This window comes from Chryseobacterium sp., from assembly GCF_022869225.1.
Lineage (GTDB): Bacteria > Bacteroidota > Bacteroidia > Flavobacteriales > Weeksellaceae > Chryseobacterium.
This window is the reverse complement of record NZ_JALIHL010000001.1, coordinates 4,562,174-4,585,521: the sequence shown is the minus strand read 5'-3', so window position 1 is coordinate 4,585,521 and position 23,348 is coordinate 4,562,174. Positions and strand designations below refer to the sequence as shown.

Annotated in this window: 21 protein-coding genes; 9 read left to right on the top strand and 12 right to left on the bottom strand. The window is 36.2% G+C overall.

Translation table 11 applies throughout. From position 1 onward, the window contains the following. Positions 1–153: 153 nt before the first annotated feature. The 4 genes from MUW56_RS21380 to MUW56_RS21365 all read left to right on the top strand — a co-directional run bounded on the left by MUW56_RS21380 (position 154) and on the right by MUW56_RS21365 (position 2,059). Positions 154–621 carry a nucleoside triphosphate pyrophosphohydrolase family protein gene (locus tag MUW56_RS21380; RefSeq protein ID WP_292015101.1) on the top strand — a complete coding sequence of 156 codons (468 nt, stop codon included), beginning with the start codon at positions 154–156 and terminating at the stop codon, positions 619–621. A gap of 3 nt (positions 622–624) precedes the next feature. Further along, a complete protein-coding gene (locus MUW56_RS21375) occupies positions 625–1,188 on the top strand; it encodes a thioredoxin family protein (protein WP_292015100.1) in 564 nt (187 codons plus the stop codon). A 3-nt stretch (positions 1,189–1,191) separates the two neighbouring features. Next, on the top strand, positions 1,192–1,797 hold the full coding sequence (locus MUW56_RS21370) for a DUF4230 domain-containing protein (protein ID WP_292015099.1): 606 nt from the start codon (positions 1,192–1,194) through the stop codon (positions 1,795–1,797). 76 nt (positions 1,798–1,873) lie between these two features. Continuing rightward, on the top strand, positions 1,874–2,059 hold the full coding sequence (locus MUW56_RS21365; RefSeq protein ID WP_292015098.1) for a hypothetical protein: 186 nt from the start codon (positions 1,874–1,876) through the stop codon (positions 2,057–2,059). Between the two features lie 74 nt (positions 2,060–2,133). Here MUW56_RS21365 and leuB read toward each other — a convergent pair whose 3' ends face one another. The 4 genes from leuB to MUW56_RS21345 all read right to left on the bottom strand — a co-directional run bounded on the left by leuB (position 2,134) and on the right by MUW56_RS21345 (position 6,657). Beyond that, positions 2,134–3,258, bottom strand: a complete 1,125-nt coding sequence (leuB, locus tag MUW56_RS21360) for a 3-isopropylmalate dehydrogenase (RefSeq protein ID WP_292015097.1) — start codon at positions 3,256–3,258, stop codon at positions 2,134–2,136. Continuing rightward, on the bottom strand, positions 3,239–3,847 hold the full coding sequence (gene leuD / locus MUW56_RS21355; protein WP_292015096.1) for a 3-isopropylmalate dehydratase small subunit: 609 nt from the start codon (positions 3,845–3,847) through the stop codon (positions 3,239–3,241). Before leuD ends, leuB begins: the two co-directional genes overlap by 20 nt. A gap of 229 nt (positions 3,848–4,076) precedes the next feature. Next, positions 4,077–5,465, bottom strand: coding sequence for a 3-isopropylmalate dehydratase large subunit (gene leuC, locus MUW56_RS21350; protein WP_292015095.1), 1,389 nt, complete (start codon positions 5,463–5,465; stop codon positions 4,077–4,079). A gap of 28 nt (positions 5,466–5,493) precedes the next feature. Then, positions 5,494–6,657: a 2-isopropylmalate synthase gene (locus MUW56_RS21345; RefSeq protein WP_292015094.1), complete on the bottom strand. Its 1,164-nt coding sequence runs from the start codon at positions 6,655–6,657 to the stop codon at positions 5,494–5,496. Positions 6,658–6,805: 148 nt separating this feature from the next. Between MUW56_RS21345 and MUW56_RS21340 the strand changes: the two genes are divergently transcribed. Further along, a complete protein-coding gene (locus MUW56_RS21340) occupies positions 6,806–8,350 on the top strand; it encodes a hypothetical protein (protein ID WP_292015093.1) in 1,545 nt (514 codons plus the stop codon). A gap of 209 nt (positions 8,351–8,559) precedes the next feature. Here MUW56_RS21340 and MUW56_RS21335 read toward each other — a convergent pair whose 3' ends face one another. After that, positions 8,560–9,528 carry a membrane dipeptidase gene (locus MUW56_RS21335; RefSeq protein ID WP_292015092.1) on the bottom strand — a complete coding sequence of 323 codons (969 nt, stop codon included), beginning with the start codon at positions 9,526–9,528 and terminating at the stop codon, positions 8,560–8,562. Between the two features lie 456 nt (positions 9,529–9,984). On the opposite strand from MUW56_RS21335, the gene thrS reads away from it, so the two are divergent. Beyond that, positions 9,985–11,904, top strand: a complete 1,920-nt coding sequence (gene thrS, locus MUW56_RS21330; protein WP_292015091.1) for a threonine--tRNA ligase — start codon at positions 9,985–9,987, stop codon at positions 11,902–11,904. A gap of 164 nt (positions 11,905–12,068) precedes the next feature. Beyond that, positions 12,069–12,569: a translation initiation factor IF-3 gene (gene infC, locus MUW56_RS21325; protein WP_172625635.1), complete on the top strand. Its 501-nt coding sequence runs from the start codon at positions 12,069–12,071 to the stop codon at positions 12,567–12,569. A 424-nt stretch (positions 12,570–12,993) separates the two neighbouring features. On the opposite strand, the gene MUW56_RS21320 is transcribed toward infC, so the two are convergent. Next, positions 12,994–13,479: a hypothetical protein gene (locus MUW56_RS21320; protein WP_292015090.1), complete on the bottom strand. Its 486-nt coding sequence runs from the start codon at positions 13,477–13,479 to the stop codon at positions 12,994–12,996. A 232-nt stretch (positions 13,480–13,711) separates the two neighbouring features. Between MUW56_RS21320 and MUW56_RS21315 the strand changes: the two genes are divergently transcribed. Together MUW56_RS21315 and MUW56_RS21310 are read left to right on the top strand one after the other, a co-directional pair. After that, positions 13,712–14,788: a resolvase gene (locus MUW56_RS21315; RefSeq protein WP_292015089.1), complete on the top strand. Its 1,077-nt coding sequence runs from the start codon at positions 13,712–13,714 to the stop codon at positions 14,786–14,788. Between the two features lie 361 nt (positions 14,789–15,149). Beyond that, a complete protein-coding gene (locus tag MUW56_RS21310) occupies positions 15,150–15,716 on the top strand; it encodes a hypothetical protein (RefSeq protein WP_292015088.1) in 567 nt (188 codons plus the stop codon). A gap of 82 nt (positions 15,717–15,798) precedes the next feature. Here MUW56_RS21310 and MUW56_RS21305 read toward each other — a convergent pair whose 3' ends face one another. The 6 genes from MUW56_RS21305 to MUW56_RS21280 all read right to left on the bottom strand — a co-directional run bounded on the left by MUW56_RS21305 (position 15,799) and on the right by MUW56_RS21280 (position 23,279). After that, entirely contained in the window at positions 15,799–16,428 is a 630-nt protein-coding gene (locus MUW56_RS21305) for a response regulator transcription factor (RefSeq protein WP_292015087.1), read from the bottom strand. Beyond that, positions 16,425–18,611, bottom strand: coding sequence for an ATP-binding protein (locus MUW56_RS21300; RefSeq protein ID WP_292015086.1), 2,187 nt, complete (start codon positions 18,609–18,611; stop codon positions 16,425–16,427). The genes MUW56_RS21305 and MUW56_RS21300 overlap by 4 nt, the downstream gene beginning before the upstream one ends. Positions 18,612–18,700: 89 nt before the next feature. Then, positions 18,701–21,169, bottom strand: a complete 2,469-nt coding sequence (locus MUW56_RS21295) for a tetratricopeptide repeat protein (RefSeq protein WP_292015085.1) — start codon at positions 21,167–21,169, stop codon at positions 18,701–18,703. Between the two features lie 73 nt (positions 21,170–21,242). Beyond that, on the bottom strand, positions 21,243–21,788 hold the full coding sequence (locus MUW56_RS21290) for a hypothetical protein (protein ID WP_292015084.1): 546 nt from the start codon (positions 21,786–21,788) through the stop codon (positions 21,243–21,245). A 539-nt stretch (positions 21,789–22,327) separates the two neighbouring features. Further along, positions 22,328–22,798, bottom strand: a complete 471-nt coding sequence (locus MUW56_RS21285; protein ID WP_292015083.1) for a hypothetical protein — start codon at positions 22,796–22,798, stop codon at positions 22,328–22,330. 199 nt (positions 22,799–22,997) lie between these two features. After that, a complete protein-coding gene (locus MUW56_RS21280; RefSeq protein ID WP_292015082.1) occupies positions 22,998–23,279 on the bottom strand; it encodes a hypothetical protein in 282 nt (93 codons plus the stop codon). Positions 23,280–23,348 lie beyond the last annotated feature (69 nt).

The following is a 23,348-nucleotide window of genomic DNA, read 5'->3' as shown; positions in this document are numbered from 1 at the left end:
ACTCTTTAAAATACAATACTCTGTAAAAATTAAATCCGGAAGAAGAGAGTATCAGGAAACACTATTCTTTCGCTCCCTTCGTTAGTACATTTTATGCTGTACATTTTACCATTAACAAATCGTTTTCTATCTTTGCGATAAATAAAAAAATTCATGGATAAAATTGATAGTCTGAACCAAGTAGCAGAATTCCATACTACTTTCAAAGCCCCTATTTTAGATACCCCACAAATTCCTTCTCCGGAAAGATGCCATCTTAGAGTAGAACTTCTACAGGAAGAATTAAATGAACTGAAGCAAGCGATCGCAGATGATAATATTGTAGAAATTGCGGATGCGCTTTGTGATCTTCAATATGTATTGAGCGGTGCGGTGCTGGAATTCGGGCTTGGCAACAAATTTGTAGAGCTATTCAACGAAGTTCAGCGTTCTAATATGTCTAAAGCTTGTGACAATGAAGAACAGGCAAAAGAAACGGTTGAATTTTATAAGGAAAAGGAGGTAGAATCTTTTTATGAAAAGTCCGGAGAAAAATTTAATGTTTACAGACAGGCGGATCATAAAGTATTGAAAAACAAATACTATTCTCCTGCTGATTTGAAATCCATTATTGAGAAATAAAATATGAAGAAATTTATTACAAATATTGTTGCCTTTTCAAGCCTGTTTCTGGCTGCCCAGCAGTTGAGCGCTCAAAAAGTAGTGGTCAACCGTGAGGTTGAAACTCAGAATGACGGTAAGATGCTTCTGGGACATCAGCTGAAAGAGCAGTTTTTGAAAGCTCCGTATGCTGACTGGTATGTAAAAGAGCATGATGAGTATGCTCTTGACCCAAAAGCGATCAATGAGCTTAAAAAAGAAAGATTAGGCTCTTATGATATTATCGTTTTCATGGGAACGTGGTGCGAAGACAGCCACAGAGATTTCCCAAGACTGATGAAAATATTGGAAGAGGTAAGCTATCCTGAAAGCAAGCTGACCATTATCGCTGTCAACCGTAAGAAAGAATCTCCTACCGGGGATGAAGGTCTTTACAATATTCAGAAAGTTCCTACTATCATCCTGAAAAGATATGGAAAAGAAGCTGGAAGAATTATTGAAATGCCTACCAGCGGATATATTGAAAGAGATTTAGCTGAAATTTTGAAAAAGAACGATTCATCGGTAATCAAAGAAATTTTTAAATAGATTTTGAGAAATTATAAAACAATCTTATCATTTGTAGCAGGCGCAGGTGCCATGGTGCTTCTGTTTTTCGGTCTAAAGTCCTGCCTCAATCTTGGCGGTAAAACTGAAAAGACGGATTATTATATCCTGACCAATCAGATTTCCAAGATGAACAAAATGGTGGTGATGGAACAGAATATTTCCAGTATGCAGAAAACCAAAGTGGGATACGAAGTATTCGGGAAGGAGGTTTCCAGCAACAGCATCATTACGTTTACCAAAACCAATGCACAGGTTTCCTACGATCTTAATAAAATGAAGATTGAGGTAGACTCTATCAACAAAAAATTAGTGATCACCGAGCTCCCGGACGCAGATATAAGAATTACACCCAGCGTTGAAATTCAGTCTCTGGATGACTCTTTTTTCAATAGAATTTCTGAGAAAGACATTAAAAATGTAACGGATAAAGCCAAAACAACAGCGGTAAAATCCATTGATCAGAATCAATTGAGAAGTGAAGGCCGTAAACAGCTAATGGAAAATCTTGACCATATTTTTGTTTTAGCCAAAGCTTTACATTATACTATAGAAGATAAGACCGGAAAAATAGGCATTTTAGATCTCTAAGGTTAATTTACTTTTTTATTTTGGCAAGCCCTTTGAATGATACCTCTATATTCTTGAATAGTAAAAATGTAAAGGTATGGACTCAAAAACAAATAGCAAAAAGAAAGAACCTGCTAACAGTGCAGAGACTCAGAAGCAGAATCAGGATTTCCGGGATATTCCTGCTTCATCAAAAAAGACCAATCCGCCTGATATTGATAAAGAGGATATTCAGAAGTCTTCAAAGAATAAATCAGGGAAAACGGATAATACAAAACAGTAAAAATAAAAGGTTCTGTCTCTTGCGAGGCAGAACCTTTCTCTAACTATCTATCTATTTAAAGGACCATATTCATTCTATACGATGGTTGATTTTCCGATTTTTATATTTTCAAAATTATAATAAGACTTCTCTGAGTACCTGATATGGTCAGCAATAAAGCTTCCGACTTCCTGGGTAGAATAATATTGCTTGGTATTAAGATCTATCGTTACATATTTATTCTCAATGGCATGCTCAACAGACTGTCTTAGCTTTTCAGCAGCCGGCTGTAAGTTGAGATGGTCAAGCATCATGGCAACACTCAGAATAGAAGCAATAGGATTGGCTATTCCCTTTCCTTTTGCCTGTGGGTAAGAACCGTGAATAGGCTCAAACAAAGCGTTTTTTTCTCCAATGGAAGCCGAAGGAAGCAATCCTATAGATCCGCCGATCACACTTGCTTCATCAGAAATAATATCTCCAAACATATTTTCAGTTAAAATAACATCAAACTGCTTAGGATTAAGGATTAACTGCATTGCTGCATTATCTACAAACATATAATCCAGCTGTACATCTGAGTATTCCGGAGCAATCTCCTGGCAGATTTTTCTCCATAGCCTCGAAGTATCCAATACATTGGCCTTATCAATAAGAGTCAGCTTTTTATTCCTTTTCCGGGCTTCCTGAAATGCCATATGGGCAATCGGAAGAATATCCTCGCGGCTGTATCGGCATACATCATAAGCATAGCCGCCATCAGGATCCGTAAATTTTTCACCAAAATAAATCCCGCTTACCAATTCTCTGAAAATCTGGATATCCGCTCCTTCAATAATCTCTTTTTTAAGAGGGCTTTTTTCGATGAGTGAAGAATAGGTCTTCAAAGGTCTGATATTGGCAAATAACCCTAGTTCCTTGCGAAGTTTTAAAAGCCCCTGTTCAGGTCTTACTTTCGCTTCCGGATTGTTGTCAAAAGCAGGATCACCGATCGCTCCAAAAAGAACGGCATCAGATTCTTTACAGATCTTTACTGTTTCTTCCGGCAGCGGATCTCCGGTTTTAAAAATAGCTTCCGCTCCTATTAAACCATACTTAAATTGAAAATGGTATTGAAAAGCTTCTGTAATGGCATCAAGAATCTTAATGCTTTCACTGATAATTTCCGGCCCGATCCCGTCTCCGGGAAGAACGGCAATTTTAAAATAATTGTTGCTCATTTGTTTTTTGTGTTTTTCGTTCAAACTGTTTGATCGCCTGTTTTTTGCTGATTAAAAAATCAATATCGTCATAGCCGTTCAACAGGCATATTTTTTTATAAGAATCCAGTTCAAAAGTTTCGGTTGTATCTTTAAAGCTGATAGACTGCAACTCTACATCAATGGCGATTTCATTGTCAGGGTTTTCATTGATCCCTTCTAAGATCTCTTTTAAAAACGCTTCAGAAACCTTTACCGGAAGAAGTCCGTTATTTAAAGCATTTCCTTTAAAGATATCGGCAAAATAACTGGAAACAATAACCTTGAAACCATAATCCGCCAATGCCCATGCTGCGTGCTCACGGCTGCTCCCGCAACCGAAGTTATTTCCTGCCACCAAAATCTGGCCATTGAATTTAGGATTGTTTAAAACAAAATCCGGATTTGGTTCTCCTGTATGAATATTGAATCTCCAGTCTCTGAACAAATTTTCACCGAATCCCTTTCTATCAATACTTTTTAGGAATCTGGCCGGAATAATCTGGTCGGTATCTATATTTTCTGCCGGCAGTGGAACTGCACTAGATTTTATAACAACTAATTTTTGCATGTACTCTATATTGTTAGACTTAGAACCCCAAAAGTCACAAAAGTTTTTCTTTTTTACCCTTCAGTTCACTTAAGAAAGGACAAAAAAGCATCATATTAGAAGTTCACATAAAGATGGCAAAAAGCTTAAGTGCTCTTTTTTTATGTAAGCAAATGATAACTTCCTTTTACTTAAGTGTTACTCTTTTGTGTCTTTGTGGTTAAAATATATTTTAAAATTCCTTTTTCTTTTAGTTCAAGCTTTCAAAAGCTGAAATTCTACCTTCTATAGCTGCTTTTGCTGCAGTAAGCGGACTGGCAAGAATGGTTCTCGCACCTTGTCCCTGTCTTCCTTCAAAATTTCTGTTGGAAGTAGAAACACAATATTCTCCTTCAGGAATTTTATCATCATTCATCGCTAAGCAAGCTGAACATCCCGGTTGACGAATCTGGAACCCGGCCTCGTTGAAAATCTTATCCAACCCTTCCTCGTAAATCTGCTTTACGACCTGTTGAGATCCGGGTACGATAAGAGCTTTTACAGCTTCCGATTTGCTTTTTCCTTTAATATACTGAGCGGCAGAGCGGAAATCTTCAATCCTGGCATTGGTACAGCTACCTATGAATACATAATTCACCTTAATGTTAGAAGGTGACTGCCCTGCTTCTAGTCCCATATATTGCAGCGCTTTTTCTTCGGATTCATTTTGAGGAAAAGGAATTGTTTCATTGATTGAAATTCCCATTCCAGGATTAGTTCCATAAGTGATCATCGGATAAATATCAGATGCATCAAAACTCAATTCTTTATCAAAGCTTGCTCCTTCATCCGTTTTTAAAGTTTCCCAGAAGGTCACTTTTTCATCCCATTCCTCTCCTTCCGGAGCAAAAGTTCTTCCTTTTACGTATTCAAAAGTGGTTTTATCAGGAGCAATCATTCCTCCCCGGGCGCCCATTTCAATACTCATATTACAAACGGTCATCCTTCCTTCCATTGACATCTCTTCAAATACATTTCCGGCATACTCACAGAAATACCCTGTTCCTCCGTCCGTTCCTATTTTTGAAATAATATAAAGAATCACATCTTTGGGCTGAACATTTTCATTCAGGGTTCCGTTTACTGTAATTCTCATCGACTTCGGTTTATTGAGCAATAGGCATTGACTCGCAAAAACCTGTGCTACCTGGCTTGTTCCGATCCCGAAAGCTATCGCTCCAAAAGCTCCATGGGTAGAGGTATGGCTATCGCCACAAACGATGCTCATGCCGGGTTGGGTGATTCCCAACTCTGGGGCAATGATGTGTACAATCCCCTGATATGGATGTCCGAGCCCGAATAATTCGATATTATTTTTTTTACAATTTTCTGTCAGCTGCTGGACCTGGTTCCTCGACAGGTCATCCCTGATGGGCTGTTCCTGGTTAAGAGTAGGCACATTATGATCAGCCGTTGCCACAATCTGCTCAGGTCTGAACACCTCCAGATTTCTGGATTCAAGTTCTGCAAAGGCCTGAGGACTGGTGACTTCATGAATCAAATGTTTGTCAATATAAATGATCTGGGGGCCGTCAGGAATCGTTTCTACAACATGGGCATCCCAGACTTTATCAAAAAGTGTCTTTTTATCGTTCTCCATTTTAATTTATCTTGATTTTAAATCAAACCTATCCTATTTTTCGATTGAAAGTTTCCATAATCAGGCTTAAATCATCATTGCAGATTTCTTTTTTAAGGTCTGCAATTTTTAAAAATTCCTGGTACAGATAATCGAGTTCGTTTTTGGTCACCTCATAGCCAATATGCTTAAATCTATAGGCTAATGCTGAACGTCCGCTTCTTGCCGTAAGAATAATAGAAGACGCATTCACGCCTACTTCCGCAGGATCAATGATTTCATAGGTTTCCCTGTTTTTGATCACTCCATCCTGATGAATTCCCGAACTGTGGGCAAAAGCATTGGCGCCTACGATCGCTTTATTGGGCTGTACAGACATTCCCATCAGGTCAGAAACCAGTAAGCTCATCTCATTCAGCATCCTTGAGTTGACCTCTGTGTGAAGATGTAAATCTTTATGTTGTTTTAAAATCATGACCACTTCTTCTAAAGCCGTATTTCCCGCTCTTTCGCCCAATCCGTTGATCGTACATTCAATCTGGCGTGCCCCGTTGATGGCTCCGGCAATCGAATTGGCCGTAGCCAGGCCTAAATCATTATGACAATGACATGATAAAATGGCTTTATCAATTCCTTTTACATTTTCTTTCAGATACTTTATTTTCTGTCCGTATTCCTCCGGCAGGCAATATCCTGTCGTATCCGGAATATTCAAAACGGTAGCTCCGGCTTTGATAACTGCCTCACAAACCTGCGCCAGGTATTCATTGTCTGTCCTTCCGGCATCTTCAGCATAGAATTCTACATCTTCCACATAGCTTTTAGCATATTTTACCGCTTCTGCAGCACGTTCAATAATATCTTCTCTCGTTGAGTTGAATTTGTATTTAATGTGAGAGTCAGAAGTTCCTATTCCGGTATGTATTCTGGGTCTCTTTGCAGATCTGAGTGCTTCAGCTGCGGTATCAATATCTTTTTTATTGGCTCTTGTGAGTCCGCATACTTTCGCATTTTTTACGAGTTTTGAAATTTCTGAAACAGATTCAAAATCTCCAGGACTGGAAACCGGAAATCCTGCTTCAATGATATCGATCCCCAGCGCATCAAGCCTTTCTGCAATCATCAGTTTTTGTTCCGTATTCAGTTTACATCCCGGAACCTGTTCCCCATCCCTCAGTGTGGTATCAAAAATTTCAATTTTTTCGGAATTCATAAATAAAGTTTTTTACTTAATTTTGATCCAAAACTACAGCTTGCGATATTTTTATAGTTTCAATTTTTATAAAAATTACAATACTCAATAGTTAAAACAATAGCTGTATATAGTTGATAGTTAAATATTTAAATCCTAAAAATTTACAATGGCAGAATTGCAGAAAGATTTTTTGTTTGTATTGGTAAAGTCATTGACCACCTCAGAAAAACGTCAGTTTAAGCTGTATGTAAACCGTCTCGGAATCAACGTAGATGCTAAATTTCTTTTGTTATTTTCAGAAATGGATAAAATGAAGGAATATGATGAAAGCATTATTATCGAGAAGAAAATCTCAACGAAGCAGCAGCTCTCTAATCTCAAAGCACACCTCTACAAACAGATTCTGGTGAGTCTCCGGATGAATCCGAGTCATCAGAATTATAGAATCCAGCTGAGGGAACAGCTCGATTTTGCCAATATCCTATATCAGAAAGGACTGTATAAACAGGCTTTAAAAATCCTGGATAAAACAAAACAGACAGCACTGGAACTGGATGAGAAAAGTATTGCTTCGGAAATCATTGATCTTGAAAAAGTAATTGAGTCACAATTCATTACAAGAAGTATCGAAGGACGGGCGGATGAATTGATCAGACAGTCTCAGGAACTCAGCCGGCAAAATCGTTATACGACAAAATTATCCAATCTTTCACTGAAATTATACAGTGAAATGCTGACCCATGGCTATGTGAAAAATGATACTGACCGGCAAGAAGTTCTGGATCTTTTTAATGAAGAAATTAAAAAGATCAGATTTGATAAGTTGAACTTCACAGAAAAGCTTTGGTATTTTAAAGCCCACGTGTGGAAAAACCAACTTCTTCAGGACTATAAATATACTTTGAAATATGCCTATCAATGGGTCGATCTGTTTCATAAAAAGCCTGAAATGATCTTCAGCCATCCGGTTTGGTATATTAAGGGCAACACGTACCTGTTGAAGATTTTATTTTTGTATGGGAATATTGACATTCTTGAAGAACATTTTGAAAACTTCAGCAAAACAGTTCATGCGGAAAGTTTCGCTCAAAATGAAAACCTTCAGTCACTGATCTTTCTTACCCATGCCAATACCCTGATGAATATTCACTTTGTAAAAGGTGAGTTTTTCACGGGAACAAAACTTATTCCGGAGATTGAACTGAAAATGGAAAAGCTTCGTGAAAGAATCGACGAGCACCATTTTATGATTCTATACCTTAAAATGGCAGCGATGTTCTTTGGCAGTAAAATGTACAAAAAAACGATTCAATACTGTATGAGAGTAATTGAGTCAAAAGGAAATGTACAGGAAGACCTGCTATTTCATACCCGGATTCTGATATTAATGGCCAAGTATGAATCGGGAAATGACGAAGATTATGATGAATTTACGGCTTCTACTTTGAAGTTTGCTAAAAAAATGAAAAAGCCGGAAGACTTCCACTTTGAAAGCATCCAATTTTTTAAAAACCTGAATAATCTGGTCTTGTCAGATCAACAGAAGTCATTTCAAATTTTTGACAAAAAACTGGAAGAATTTTCCAAGAACGAATATTACAGAAGGTCATTATTTTACATTGATATTCATGGATGGATAAAATCTAAGATTCAACATGTAGATGTGATTGAGATTATTAAGCAGAAAGTAAAGTATAAAAGAAAACATTAAATAAAAACATTTAAAAATTTGTTTTCAAGATAGTTACACTATATTATTTAAAGTAAAATAAAGACTATAAAAAAGAAAATTTAAAAAAAATCTCTCGCATATCTGGTGGCTTTCGCACATGCTCATAAAAAGATCGGCATCATCTGCTCAATCTGCGAGAGAATAAAATTATCTTCAAAAGTTCAGTCTTATATCTATACGACCTTTTCTTATCTGTACATATTTTCTATAAAACTCAGCGCATTTCTGTGGCTGATCTTTTCTACCAATTCAGATGAAAACCGCTCTTCAATTTCTTTATTGACTGCAGGATATACAGAAGCGTTTGAATGTTCAGGAAAGAAAAAAGGATGGCGGGATGTGTCCGGATGATCCTTCCAGTAAAAATAATCTGCTCCATACGCCATACTGTCTTCGCCTCCCAGGTCTAGTCCATACTGAATATGGTCATATAATCTTTCAGGATGATTGATATCAATATAATCTTTGATAAAATTAAGCCCTATCAATCCTTTTCTTATAATTACTTCTTTAGCCAGTTCATCAGGGAGGTTTCTGTTGTTTTTATAGACGGTTCTAAAATTGGAATGGCTTGCCAGAATAGGAATGGAATAATTCTTTTGATCTATATAATTGAAAATATCATGCGCCAGCCGGTCACTTGTGTGAGCCAGGTCAACCGCAATCTTTTTATCTGCAATATAATCCAGTAAAACCTTCCCGTCATCTTTTAAGCCAGCTGTAGCATTATTTCCTCCTCCGAAACGGTTTTCAGTATGATGCGTGATCCCGATGTACAGAACTTTTTGTGTATTTTCAATCATGGTTTCCAATTTTTTAAAACCGGATTCAAGGCTTTCATCCTCATCGCAGAAGGCCGAAGCATTTTCTATAGAGGCAATGACTCCTACCCTGTCTTTATTTTCAGGGGTTTTATAGCTTTCATTATTGAAAAGGAAAAAATTTTCATTCTTGATCAGGTCCAAAAACAATCTGCTCTGCTGTAATCCATAATCAGTGCTTCCCTGTCCTGTTCCTGCATAGATAGCCATCACCTGAAGCTTTACATTTCCCTCCTTTAAATAGGGCAGCGAGCATCCCAGCTCTTTATCATCAATTCTTGATTTTGAACCTAAAAGGTAATATAAAAGGTCACAATGTAAATCTATATTCATCATATTCATAAATTATAATCCTGGAATTTTACTATTATTTGATTATTTCCGAAACCTAAAATACTGTATTTTAAATAGTTAAAAACACCAAATCATCAGGTCTTCATATACCAGATTATTTGAATTTATCATCAGTATTTCCCGGCATATTCACCGGATTAAGGTAGTGCTTTTAATTCTTTGCCGCTATATTTTTATACATTTTATCAGATTTAAATTTTCTATTGATTTTTCTACTCTTTGTGAAAAAATAGCTGTAAAGAAGTAAAGTTTACTATTCATCACAGAAAAAAAATTGTAGAATTATTTTCTGTGAACAGCAGAATACAGCAATCATCGGACCCCAAACAGCTAAAATCTTTTTGATCTTTAGTATTAATTCTTACTCTAAATGTGGGCGGATATAGTATTTTATCTAAAAAATGCGTATTTTTGCATCTTAAAATTTCTTAGTAAACAATGATAAAAATTACACTTCCAGACAATAGTGTCAAAGAATTCGAGGGAGCAGTGACTCCCCTAGATGTGGCAAAATCTATAAGCGAGGGATTGGCTAGAAATACCATTTCCGCAATTGTTAATGACAAACAAGTAGAAACGACCACACCTATAACCACGGATTCTACGGTACAGCTTTTGACCTGGAATGATGATCTTGGAAAGAAGGCTTTCTGGCACTCTTCTGCCCACCTTTTGGCGCAGGCAATCCTTGAGTTTTATCCGAATGCTAAGTTGACCATTGGTCCTGCGATTGAAAGCGGATTCTACTATGATGTAGATTTCGGGGGTGAAAGCTTATCTGAAAAAGATTTTGAGAAGATTGAAAAGAAGATCCTTGAAAATGCAAAGAAAGGTTCTACATTCTCTTTGTATCCTGTTTCTAAAGAAGAGGCTTTAAAAACATATGCGGACAATCCTTATAAAGTAGAATTGATCTCTAATCTTAATGATGGAGAGATTACTTTTGTAACTCATGATGACTTTACAGATCTATGCCGTGGCGGACATATTCCTAACACAGGTATTGTAAAAGCGGTTAAGATTTTAAATGCTGCCGGAGCTTACTGGAGAGGAAATGAAAACAATCCTCAGCTGACAAGGGTATATGGCATTTCTTTCCCTAAACAGAAAGATCTTACTGAATATCTTGAAAGACTGGAAGAAGCTAAAAGAAGAGACCACAGAAAATTAGGCAAAGAACTTGGGATTTTTGCATTCTCGGAAAAAGTAGGTGCCGGCTTACCGCTTTGGCTGCCCAAAGGGACTGCTTTAAGAAGAAAACTGGAAAACTTCCTTTCAGAAGCTCAGAAAAAAGGCGGTTACGAATTCGTCATGTCTCCTCACATCGGGGCAAAGGAATTATATGTAACTTCCGGACACTGGGATAAATATGGAGCAGACAGCTTCCAGCCGATCAAAACTCCGAATGAAGGAGAAGAATTTTTGCTGAAACCCATGAACTGTCCTCACCACTGTGAAATTTATAAGACATCACAATGGAGCTACAGAGATCTTCCTAAGAGATATGCGGAGTTCGGAACGGTTTACAGATATGAGCAAAGTGGAGAGCTTCACGGATTGACAAGAGTTCGTGGATTTACTCAGGATGATGCTCACCTTTTCTGTACTCCTGATCAGCTTTCTGAAGAATTTGAAAAGGTAATTGACCTGACTCTTTATGTTTTCAAATCTTTAGGTTTTGAAGATTTTGTAACTCAGGTATCTTTAAGAGACCCTGAAAACAGAGAAAAATATATCGGGTCTGATGAAAATTGGGAGAAAGCGGAAAATGCAATTATCAATGCAGCTCAGAAGAAAGGATTAAAAACGGTAATAGAATATGGTGAAGCTGCATTCTACGGTCCGAAGCTTGACTTCATGGTGAAAGATGCTTTAGGAAGAAAGTGGCAGTTAGGAACGATCCAGGTAGATTATAACCTGCCGGAAAGATTTGATCTTCACTATATAGGAAACGATAATGAAAAGCACAGACCGGTAATGATCCACAGAGCACCTTTCGGTTCTATGGAACGTTTTATCGCGATTTTATTAGAGAACACGGCAGGTGACTTCCCGTTATGGCTGAGCCCTGACCAGTTTATCCTATTACCGATTAGCGAAAAATACGTAGATTATGCAAAAAAAGTTTCACAATTTTTGGAAAATCACGATATTAGCGGTCAGATTGATGACAGAAACGAGAAAACAGGTAAAAAGATCCGTGATGCTGAATTGAAGAAGATTCCTTTCATGTTGGTGATTGGAGAAAATGAAGAAAAAGATGGTACGATTTCTGTAAGAAGACGTGGCGAAGGAGATCTTGGAGTCATGAAAATGGAAGATTTCGTTTCTTATTTCAAAAAGGAAGCAGCGATATAATTTAAAATTAAAAGATTGCAGGATTCAAAAACTAATGGAATCTTTCAATTTTTCAATCTTTAAATCAATTAAATTAAGTAATTAACCAATAAAATTATAATACAATAGCACAAAGATTTAACAACAGGGGCCCACAAAGACGTCCTGTACAAGAGGACGCTCACTTGATCAACGATAAAATTCGTGTGAGAGAGCTTCGTTTGGTGGGCGATAACGTAGAGCCGGGAATTTATCCAATTGACAAAGCAAGACAGATTGCTGCGGAACAAGAATTGGATTTAGTAGTAATTTCTGATAAGGCTGAACCTTTTATTGCAAGAATATTAGAATACAAAAAGTTTCTATATGAGCAAAAGAAAAAACAAAAGGAATTAAAAGCTAAGCAAGTAAAAGTAGTTGTGAAGGAAATCCGTTTTGGACCACAGACGGACGATCACGATTATGAATTTAAGAAAAAGCATGCTGAAAAATTTCTTGAAGAAGGTTCAAAATTGAAAACCTACGTATTTTTTAAAGGACGTTCGATTATCTTTAAGGATCAGGGAGAAATCTTACTTTTAAAACTGGCTCAGGAACTAGAGCACGTTGGTAAGGTAGATCAGCTTCCTAAACTTGAAGGAAAAAGGATGATTATGATGATGAGTCCTAAAAAACCAGCAAAATAATTAAGTCATTATTTTAATATAAAAGCCTCAAATTACTTTGAGGCTTTTTTTTATCGTGAAGTTTTCATGGAAAGGGTATTGAGATATAGAAAAAGATCGTTGATCCGGATCAAGCGTCAAAGTTGGGGAAGCTGACTCACGGAATTTACATTCCATGGTATTTGATGCTATATTTTTAATGTTGCAAAGGTAAAATCAATCTCATGGATTCGTTCTAAGCATATGCATAACTCTATAGCTTTACTTACAATTAAAATGATTATATATTATTTTTGTGTTTTTATACAAGTAAATCATTTTAAATGTACGTTTCTTTTGAATAACTAAAGATTCTCCCCCAACTTTTAAGACAGCTCTGCTGATCCATATTATTCTCTAGTCCGGATCAACTGCTCATTTTCTAAAATATATTTATAAGATTGTATTATCCTTCAAAATCGCCACAGTCATGCTCCTTGAAAAGAGACAGAGCTTTTTGGGTGGTAAAATATCTGGATACTCTTTTATTATTTAATTCCAGCTTTTGACCTTCTACAACCAGTTCGTAAACTGGCGCTTTATCTATTTGAGTTAAAATATAAGTTCTTTCTGACGTTTTTAGAACGGTTTTGTTTCCTTCGACAGAGAATGAGAACTTATCAGTTTTAAAAGTATCCATTTCATCACAGATATTGGTCCATGTCATTGCATCCTTTGTGATGGATAAGCTTGCCAAATCGCATGAATAGCAGTTGCCAGAGAACTCTATACCATATTTTTCGTACACATTTGTACTTTTACTATTCAATACATCAATAGGAACCAATGCTGAAAAATCGCCTGGTATATCAACTTTTGAGATATGATTCCTTACCGGGCCGGATGCAGGAACAGTATCTGATTTCATCTCTGTAGAAGCCAGGCTGTCCACTTTTTTCTGTAGCAGGTGAACAGGAGGCCAGCAAAACGATTACAACAGAGCAGCTGATTATTATATTTTTCATCTATATAAAATAATTTACAGTACTTAATTTATCTTTTGCAAAATTGTCTAAAATATACCATTCAATATATCCCTGTTTTCAGCCATTTATTGCCCATATTAAGCCGTTTTGTTGGCCGCTGCGTTGAATACCGATACCTTTGGCCAAAAAATATATAAAATGAAAGTCTTACATCAATTCTTTATATCCTCTATCGTTGTTGTTTTTGTGGGATGTAATCCGCAAAATAAAACGTCAGAAATTAAGAAGCCAGAAGCCGGAATTACGAAGAAAACCATAACATTTGCCGATTTCAAAAAGATAAAAGGCGTAGACAATGTGCAGGATGTCCCCTTTCAGCTATTTACCAAGCTGGATTCTGTACAGTTTTTTGCAGCTCCAAGCAAAGATGCAGCTCACCTGAAAATGGCTTACAATAAACTCGATAATTATTATGGGTTTGAAGAGTTTGATGACTTCTACTCTATTCATTACAGCATTAATAATAATATTTCGAACAGCATTGAAGCTTTTGTTTTGAAATCAGAATTCACCGCAGCATTTGAGCTGACTTTACAAGGTGTTGATCTTTATGAGATCAGAAGCAGTACATTTAAAAAGTCTGACGATTTTAAGAACAAATCTTTTAAGAAATTTGGTACCATTACGGAGATTTCAGAACAAGAATTTAAAGCTAACTCCAAAAACCGAATCGGTGAAACACTGGTGAAGAACCCGAATATAAGACTGCAGGATGATAACTGGGTCTATATTGAAAATGACAGAAAAGAACTCATTACACAACATGAAAATATATCTACAGAGAGCGGACCGTTTGCTAATCAATATGTAGGAAGATCATCTTTCTTAAACCTGGAAGTCTTCAAAGAAAATTCTGACGAGGTCGTAGATTCTTTCTATTCTTTCTACAATATAAAAAATGCTGTCATGTTTGAACTTGGTACAGAAGGATATCCTCAAATTCTTCCTACCAAGAGCTGGGTTACATTCATCTCATCCAATAATGATGTGGGAAGTAATTTTCTTATCACTAAATATTTACCGCAAACCAAAAAACAGGAGAATCTTTTATACGTAAATTTTACCAACTTCAAAATAGCTGATGATAAAAAGGCATTTTGGACAGATAACGATACTTTTTATGCAGAAGTTTATCCACTTAATTCAGCTTCGGCTAATGGTAAAAAGCAGAAAACTGCTTTTATAAAAATTCAGCTGAAAGCTAATCTTTTTTAATTAACCTGAATCAGGGATAATAATGAAGGGTAAGAGGTTTGAAGCCAGAAGAGGTTTGAAGTTAACATTGCACAAATAATTTGTGGCTGTTATCACAAAACTAGATCGAGGTCGTCGTAAAACATGAATAAAACTGAGCACCGGCTATTTTTCAGACCTCAATAATTTCCTTTTTCCATCCTTCAGCTTGCCTATCCAGTTTAAAACAAAATGCCTTATCCCAAATTCAGGTTAATCATGCGAACTTGTGATTCCCTATTGCCATTTATGCAGGCTTAGAAAGATGAAAAACCCCTGAAATCAGCCAGTGTGTATGGAGATAAAGTACCATATCTTTGCTGCAGTTATTTAAAGATATACAATGAAAAAAATAAGTTTGACCCTCCTGTTTTCTTTACTAAGTCTGTTGACTTTCGCACAATCGTTAAAAGTAGTTATCAAACAGGACGGAAAAGTAATTGAGCCGGTAAATGATGTTTACGTACTGAAAAAATCTACTTTCCTGTTTGAAATTACCTCTACCAATCTGGAAGGGTTTTTAGTGGGAGCCACTACGAATAAAGATATTTATGCGGCGGCTTTAGGTCTTTACAATGCCGAGGTGCCATGGTTTCAGAGCACGGGTATGGCGGAGGAATTGTATAATAAGGACAAAGAACTGTTTCTGATGGATCAGGCACCATCGTATTGGTACTATACAGATGCGAAAGATCACAGGTTCGATAAGAATCCTAAAGGCAACTTAAAACAATGGACCGCTACACGTACCATTACAAGGTTTTATGATATCATGACAGATCAGCCCATTGATTTAAAAGATTTTGACGGAAGTGCTTATGTATTGATGTATGAACCTGTATATAATGACGAATATGATTTAACAGGAAAGAAAAACCTATTTCAGGCTGCGCTGAGATTCAAAGATTAATGAGTACACACCTAATTATTTGATTTATATAAAAAAGGTCTGCTTTTACGATGTAAGCAGGCCTTTTTGTTGGATGAATATTTTATTCGATAATCAAACCGTATTCTATGGCCAGTTTAATGGCTGAACTAAGATTAGAAGTCTGAAATTTTTCAATAAGATTTTTCCGGTGGCTTTCTACGGTGTGCGGGCTGATAAAAAGTTTTTCGGCCATTTGATTGGTGGTAAATCCTTTCGCTGCCTCGGCTAAAATTTCCTTTTCTCTTCGTGTTAATTTTGGCACCTGATGTAACCCATCTGATGATTTCTTCTCCAAAACAGACTTGGTTTGTGAGCATAAAAACCGGTTACCGGCATATACGGTATTGATCCCTTCCAGAATTTCGGAAACTGAAGCATTTTTTTGAATGTATCCCAACGCCCCTTCAGACAAAGTACTATTAATCACCGGCAGTTCGTTGTGAACGCTCAACATGATGATCTGGAGGTCCCCATACTTTTTCTTTAAAGGTTTTATAAGTTCGATGCTGTTGATATCTGCCAGATTGATGTCCAGCAACAAAATATCAACAGCGTGTTTTGCCAGGCCTGCATTCATTTCTGAAACGCTTTTGAAACACGCTACTACATCTATCGTATCGCTATTTCCTAAAATATTTTTCAGTCCTTCCAATAGAAGCGGATGATCATCTGTTATGGCTACTTTTATCATGTGTAATGAATAGGAATTTGAAGTTCTATACTGGTCCCAATATTCAATTCGGAAGTAATGTTCATCGTTCCTTTTAAAAACTGGACTCTTGATTCTATATTATGAAAACCTGCTGTTTTTCTTACGTCTAAGCTTGTTGGGTCAAAACCTTTGCCGTTGTCTTCCACTGTAAGATTTAATACATTTTCTTCTTCACTTATCTGAATGATAATTTCGGAAGTATCGGCATGCTTTATGGCATTATTGACCAATTCCTGAATGATTCTGTACAGGATCAATTGCTTTTCTTCTGATATGGAATTCGTGTAACTGATAAATTCGGTATGAATATCTAGTGCGCTATTGGACATTCGGGTAGCAAACTCCTGAATAGCAACTTCCAACCCGTATTTCATTAATAAATCGGGCATTAAATTATGCGCTACCCGTCTCAGTTCTTCTACAGCACCATCAATCTGGGTAATCGATTTTGAAATTTCTTTTTCTATGCTTTCAGATTTATGAGGCTCTAAAGAAGACAACTGAAGTTTAGTTCCTGAAAGCAAGCCTCCCAATCCATCATGAAGATCCCGGGCTAAACGGCCGCGCTCCTGCTCCTGCCCTTCCAACAATGCCGTAAGCGTAGATATTTTTGAATTTTGTTTCTCTTTTTCCATGGCTAAGGCATGCAATTCGTCTCTTTGCTTCATCGACTTTGCACGTTGCTTATAAGCATACAGCAATAAGGTGATCAAAACGATGAAAATGAAAATAAAAATAATGTAGTAGGTATTGATCTTTTCCTTGAATGTCAACAGCTTTTTATAGTTGCTGATATCATTGTTCTTTTGTGCGGTTTCTAACTTTGCCAAACGAAGCTGCTGTTCTTTTTTCTCTGATTCAAGTTCTGAAAATTTCAGTCGTTCCCGTTGATTTTCTTCTACCAATTTTAAATTGTTGTAAACCTGTTCGCGTTGTGCCCGCAGTATGTTTATCAACCTGATTTCTTGTGCTTTTTTATCACTTTCCAGCTGCAGTTTTATGTACTTCTGTTCCTGCCGTTCTTTCTCAAACTGCGATTCTAATCTTTTGGTAATATCCAGTTTTTCCTGATCGTAAACACTTTTGTATTTATCAACATACCCTTTATAATAGGTTAGCGCTTCTTTGTAATCGCCTTGCTCTTCGCTAATTCGGGATAAAGATTCAAGAATAGATAATTCTATATTATGATCTCTAACCGGGCTTTTTCCAATTTCCATGGAGGCTTTTAGAAAGTAAGACTTCGCTAAATCATAATTTTTATCTTGCATGGCTAGCTCTGCCAAAATCCCAAATGAAGAAGCGATATGAATGGCATCACCGGTTTCCAGGCTCACACTATTGGCTAATTGAGCATATTGCATCGCCTTATCTCTATCAAAACCAGTATACAAATTGGCTAAATTGATGGCTGCATAGGAAAGACTGCTCCTGTTGAGCATAGCCTCTTTATTTTTGTTGAAAGTCTTAATAGCCTGCAAATAATACTGCTCTGCTTTATTTCTCAACTCTATATCCGATGGATTTTGCGCGTATTTTTGTTCGTATACGTAGCCCATTCGCATATAGGCATCAAAGATAAGATTAGGGTCATTTTGTCTGGATGCCAGCAACAAAAACTGCTTACTGTATTTTTCTTCCAGCTGGTATTCGTTGAGATTAGAATAAATAGTGGACAATTCTTTAACTACGGTAGCAAACCTTCCGTACAGCGTAGAAGTCGTTGGTGAATTTTCATAGTAGTCAATCGCTTTCAGATAAGCGGCAACGGCATCGGTTGTTTTATTATTACGTATCAGAATCCAGCCCTTTGCATATTGAAAGTAACCTTTAGCCTCGTTACTATTCGTTTTTAAGCTATATACCCTTGCCATGTCAAGACTTTTTAAAGCTTCAGTTCCTTTATTGTCAAGTCGATAATTCATAGCCTGGACAGCATACAAAATGGTGGCGTATTTCCCATCCGTTTGTTTGGCTGCGATAGGAATACTGGTTTCCAAAATCTGGTAGGATTTTGATTTTAAGTTATGTAAAAATAATGCTTTCGCGTATTTTGGAGCTATATCTAACTGCTCTATGGTTTTGTTTGAAGCATTGTTATAGTCCTTCTCTAATTGGCTTACAACATCTTGTGCCTGAGCAAAAAAAGAACAAATAAGCAAAGTAAATATAAATAACAACCTGTACATCAAACCCTTATCTCTATTGAATTGTATTATAGTAAAGAACGTAAATATAAGTAAAATACCTGCTAATCTATTTCAAAACCATGGTGTTCAGCGAAAGATTTCCACTTCTGAAATTTCGTTTCATTTTTAAATGCCGGATCTTCACCATAGTAATACACCAGGCGTTGGGTAGCATATTCGTAAGTGCTGTAAGCATTAGCCTGTTCGTAATACTTAATAGCTTTCTTCAGATCTGCTTTTATACCCAGACCATGTTCGTAGATAATACCGTAATAGATGCCTGAATAAGACTGATCATAATCCTTCTTTAAGTAAACCAAAAGGTTTTTATAATCTCTTAACTGATAATAGATTTCTGAAATTTTATCGTAATTGTAGTAGTATTTTTTCTCGGCCTTTTGATAAAAATCCAAAGCTTTATCGTAATCCTGTATTACATGCTCTCCAAAATAATACAGATCGCCCAAATTGACCAGTGCCATTCCATCACCAAGCTCAGCTGCTTTTTCGTAGGCCCGAATTGCTTTTTTGATATTAAAAGAATACCCTGTGCCGTTGTGATACAAAGCACCGATATTGTTCCAGGCTACCGGATGATTGTGTTGTGCTGCTTTTTCGTAATATGCAATGCCTTTCTTTGGATCAAACAAGGCTTCAATGTCACGATCCGTGAGTAATAAACCCATTTCCACCCAGCTATCGATGTCATTTCTTTGAGCAGACAGTTCAAACAGGCGAAACGCTTCCCGGTAATTTTGATTTTCTTTTGCGTCAAAAGCCATCCTTTTAATGGTTTCAACATCCATGAACCGCTCGGAGTTGCTACCTGCCTTGTTTTTCCAACGATTATAAAAGGAAACAAAGTATTCCAAATCTTTTCCCCGAAATGAATACCGGTCCAGATAAATCGATCCATACTCACGTATCTCTACCCGATGAATGCTTTTGTCTTCATTCATTCTCAACATATTTTCACCCTGGTACAGAAACAGCAAACCTTCTTCCATTCTATAATTCAAAGGATTAGAAATATAATCGTACAATTCGTCTGACAAACCATTTTCGAAATCAAACAATTGATAACTTTCTTTTTTTTGAACCGATAAAAATCCATTATCCAAATAATGAATCTGTTTAATTTCAGATTGAGGAGCAATTAACCAATGATCATTGTCTGCATCAAAAAGTCCTGATCCGTTTTGGGTTTCCAGCGTAAAGACATTGTTTTTATATCCGATATTAGATTCTCCTTTTACTTTGGTAATGTGCTCATTTTCTAACAAAAACTGATGTTGTAAGGTGTGATAAATCTTCCAGTTTTTATCTTTACGAACGGCAAGTGTTTCAAAATTATCTAATAAAATCAGTTGATCCGCTTCATCTATTATAAGTTGACCTTTTTCATCTATCAGCCTTCCTTTTTTGTCAAATTTATTTGGTTTAATCCAATAACAAACAGATGTCTTGACGATACTGCCTTCTAAAAAATTACCCAGATAGTTTCCTTCTTTTGTGTAATACCTGCGCTTGCCGGTTCCTTTTTGTTTGGTAAAAAACAACTCCGGAAAATAATCATACTCATAAGGACTTTCGCTTTCAACAGGAATAATGATCCCGTTTTCATCGTTATACACTCCAAATTTTCCATCTTTTTCTACGCCTAAAAATCCATAAGCTACTCTTTCTATGGTGTCATAATCCGCAGGAACCAGCCAGGTGTTTGAATAAACTTTTAAAATCCCCGACTTTCCGTTCACTTTTACTTCACCCAAAGGTTCCAGTGCAAAATCGAACACATCGAACGCTTCTTCATAAACTGGAGGAACCAGTTCTTTCCCGTCACTTTGCAGGTAACCGAACAAAGCGTCTTTTTGAACTACCGATATACCGTAATTATAGTCTGCTTCAAAAATATCATCATACATGGCCGGAGCCAAAACGGCTCCTTTAGCATCCTTCAGACCCAATTTTCCGTTTACTTCAAATGTTGAAGATGCTACTTTCTTATACGCAAGTTCCTCAAAATAGCCCAGTCCGTAAATGATCCAGTCGGTTTGTAAGATATCGAGAAATGAGGAGTAACCTGTCTGCGAAAACAAGGAATCTAACAACGAAAGATTTTGAGTTTGTACCGCCTTTTTATACAGTTTACTTTTCTGCTGAATCTCCACCAGCCATTCCTTTGCCTGTACTTTATGCTTTTCTTCGTTCATGTTAAAAACATCTGTTGCATTCAGTACGAAGGAATCATAAGGCAATGCTTCCAGAAACTCAAACATTGTGTTGACAGGCTCGTAGTAAGCTTTTTTGTAATGCAATTGGTAGGTATCAGCCAGTAAATTGAAGAAATAACGGAGATGAATAATTCCTTGTTCTTTATTAGAGAAAAACTCAACGCCTTCCACTTTGATATCTTCTGCAATGAGAGGATACAGCAATAATGGAATTTCGTAGTTCCATTCGCCTAAATAGGTATCGAAAGATTGATTCGTTTTCTGATCGTAATTGTATAAATAAATACGGTGTGCCATTCGCTAAAATTAATAAATCGTAAAGTTTTTGAAATATCCTTGTTTACAGTGATTTGATAGATCTACTTTCAGATTAAGTATACTCAAAACAGATAACTGCTTTTTTAAGTTCTTTGTCATAAAATAAATATAATTGGTCTGCTGCTGCATTTTGAAAATCATACCCTTCTAGACATCCGATATAATCCATCAATGTATTATCTTTTTTATAAGGTTTCTCGATGAGGTTATCTCCTCCGAAGTGCGATTCTTCTAAAGGCAGAGAATCGGTATTCAGCTCATCAAAAACGCCAAAAATCTTTTTCTGCAAACGTTCCTCTGCATATTCTGAGTAATCATCCTTCTCCAGATCTTCAACTGTAAGCTTACGTAAACGCTCTAAACGGCGAATATCATCTACCGTCAAACCTGGTCGATAACTATCTTTGTCATAAAGCGTATTGTGTTTTTGGTAATATTCTTTTTTCAATTGATACATTGCCTCATTCATATTGTATTCAATCTCTAAATCTGAATAATCATTTCCATCATCTTCCGGAGAAATCTCGGTATGGGCTGAAAAATAATTCCAGTCTGCATCAAATTTGTATTTGCCATCAATCACATCAAAACCAAACATATCCGCTTTGGTAAATTCTGTGTGATATTCTGGCTTATCTTCCCCAACCAGCCATCGTAAATTTCCTTTACCGAAACAATATGCAGCCATTGATCTTCTGACGGATCAACAACCTTTAAATTAATTGAACAAATGGGAAGGAAATACTTTTTATGATTTTCGATATCATCATAAAATACGTCTTCATATTCCGGGAAAATTTTTATTAAATCTGTCATATTATTTTCTTAAGTCTGTTTAAATGTTACCACAAAAGTCACAAAAGATTTTTAAACACTTAAGCTATTTAAGTTATATACCTTGTGTATAAGAAGTACACTAAAGTTTTTTTGAAAATCAAAGATTTTCATCTTATGTGAACTTAATTGTGCGGTATTCCTTTAAACTTTCTAAAGTGCACTAAAGTGTCTAAGAAATAAAAACTTTTGTGTCTTTTGACTACGTCGAATCTTCGATTTGTGGTTTAGTAAAAAAGTTTGAATAGTTTTCTTATTAATTTTAGATGATGTGTTTTTATGGTCATTCGAATTATATTTCATCTAGCTTAACAAATCATCAAGTACATCTACTTCGTCCCAATTTTGGTCTGTAAATAGGAGAGAAATATCAACTTTCGATTGAGTCTGGTTATACTTGTTAAGTTCATTTTCTTGAAATGCAGTCAAATCCTGCAAATAATTGGGATCTTTTATAATGAGAGTATTCTTGTTATAAAAAATGACATATCCTATTATTTCTTTCTGGCTGTTCATTTGATTAGATAGAAAATCTACATAGTCTACAACAGAAGAAATATTATAAAAATCAACTGGGAAATTAACTTTTTGCTTTGCTATCTGTACCCCTTCTTCACCATGAATATCAAGAATGGATATAATATCAGGCTCAGCGCTTAACATAGCCCAGTCAGGCATAGCATATGTAAATTTATCAGAATAATGATTCTCAATTTTTTGTTTTATTTTCAGGATAACTTTATTGTGGTTAAATTCTTCTCGCCTATCTTTCATATCATACTGAAATTTGACATTTGAAAATTCTTTGTATTTGCCATCAATCACATCAAAACCAAACCTATCTGCTTTGGTAAAATTTTATTTTCTTATTAATTTTAGCTGTTCCCCTTCTTTTGCAAGGTTAAAAGACATGACTTTGGATGGTTTGAATGTTTGTGTAGGCACGTCACAAAATTCAGATTTTCTAATACTATCAACTTTCCATGTCAATCTGATTAGTTTCCGTAAAATAGTATCTTCCATGTATTTCTGTGAAGCAATCATTTCCACATTCCCAGCTATCATAACTTTTAAATTTTTCTTCATCCAAAAAGTTTACAGCATGAAAGTTGAAAACAATTGCAGAGTCTATTCTCCTGGATAGATAATAGGTTTTTTCGCCATCTGGGGTCATAAGTCCGCCACTATCTACAATCCAGTTGGTGTTTTTCAGGTAATCCGGGAAATTTGTTTTTTTCTTTCCGGATTTTTGCAACTGGAGATCATTACCAAAATGACGCTTAAAAATGGGAAAGCAAAAGTTTTTTTCATTGTAGCTAAGTTT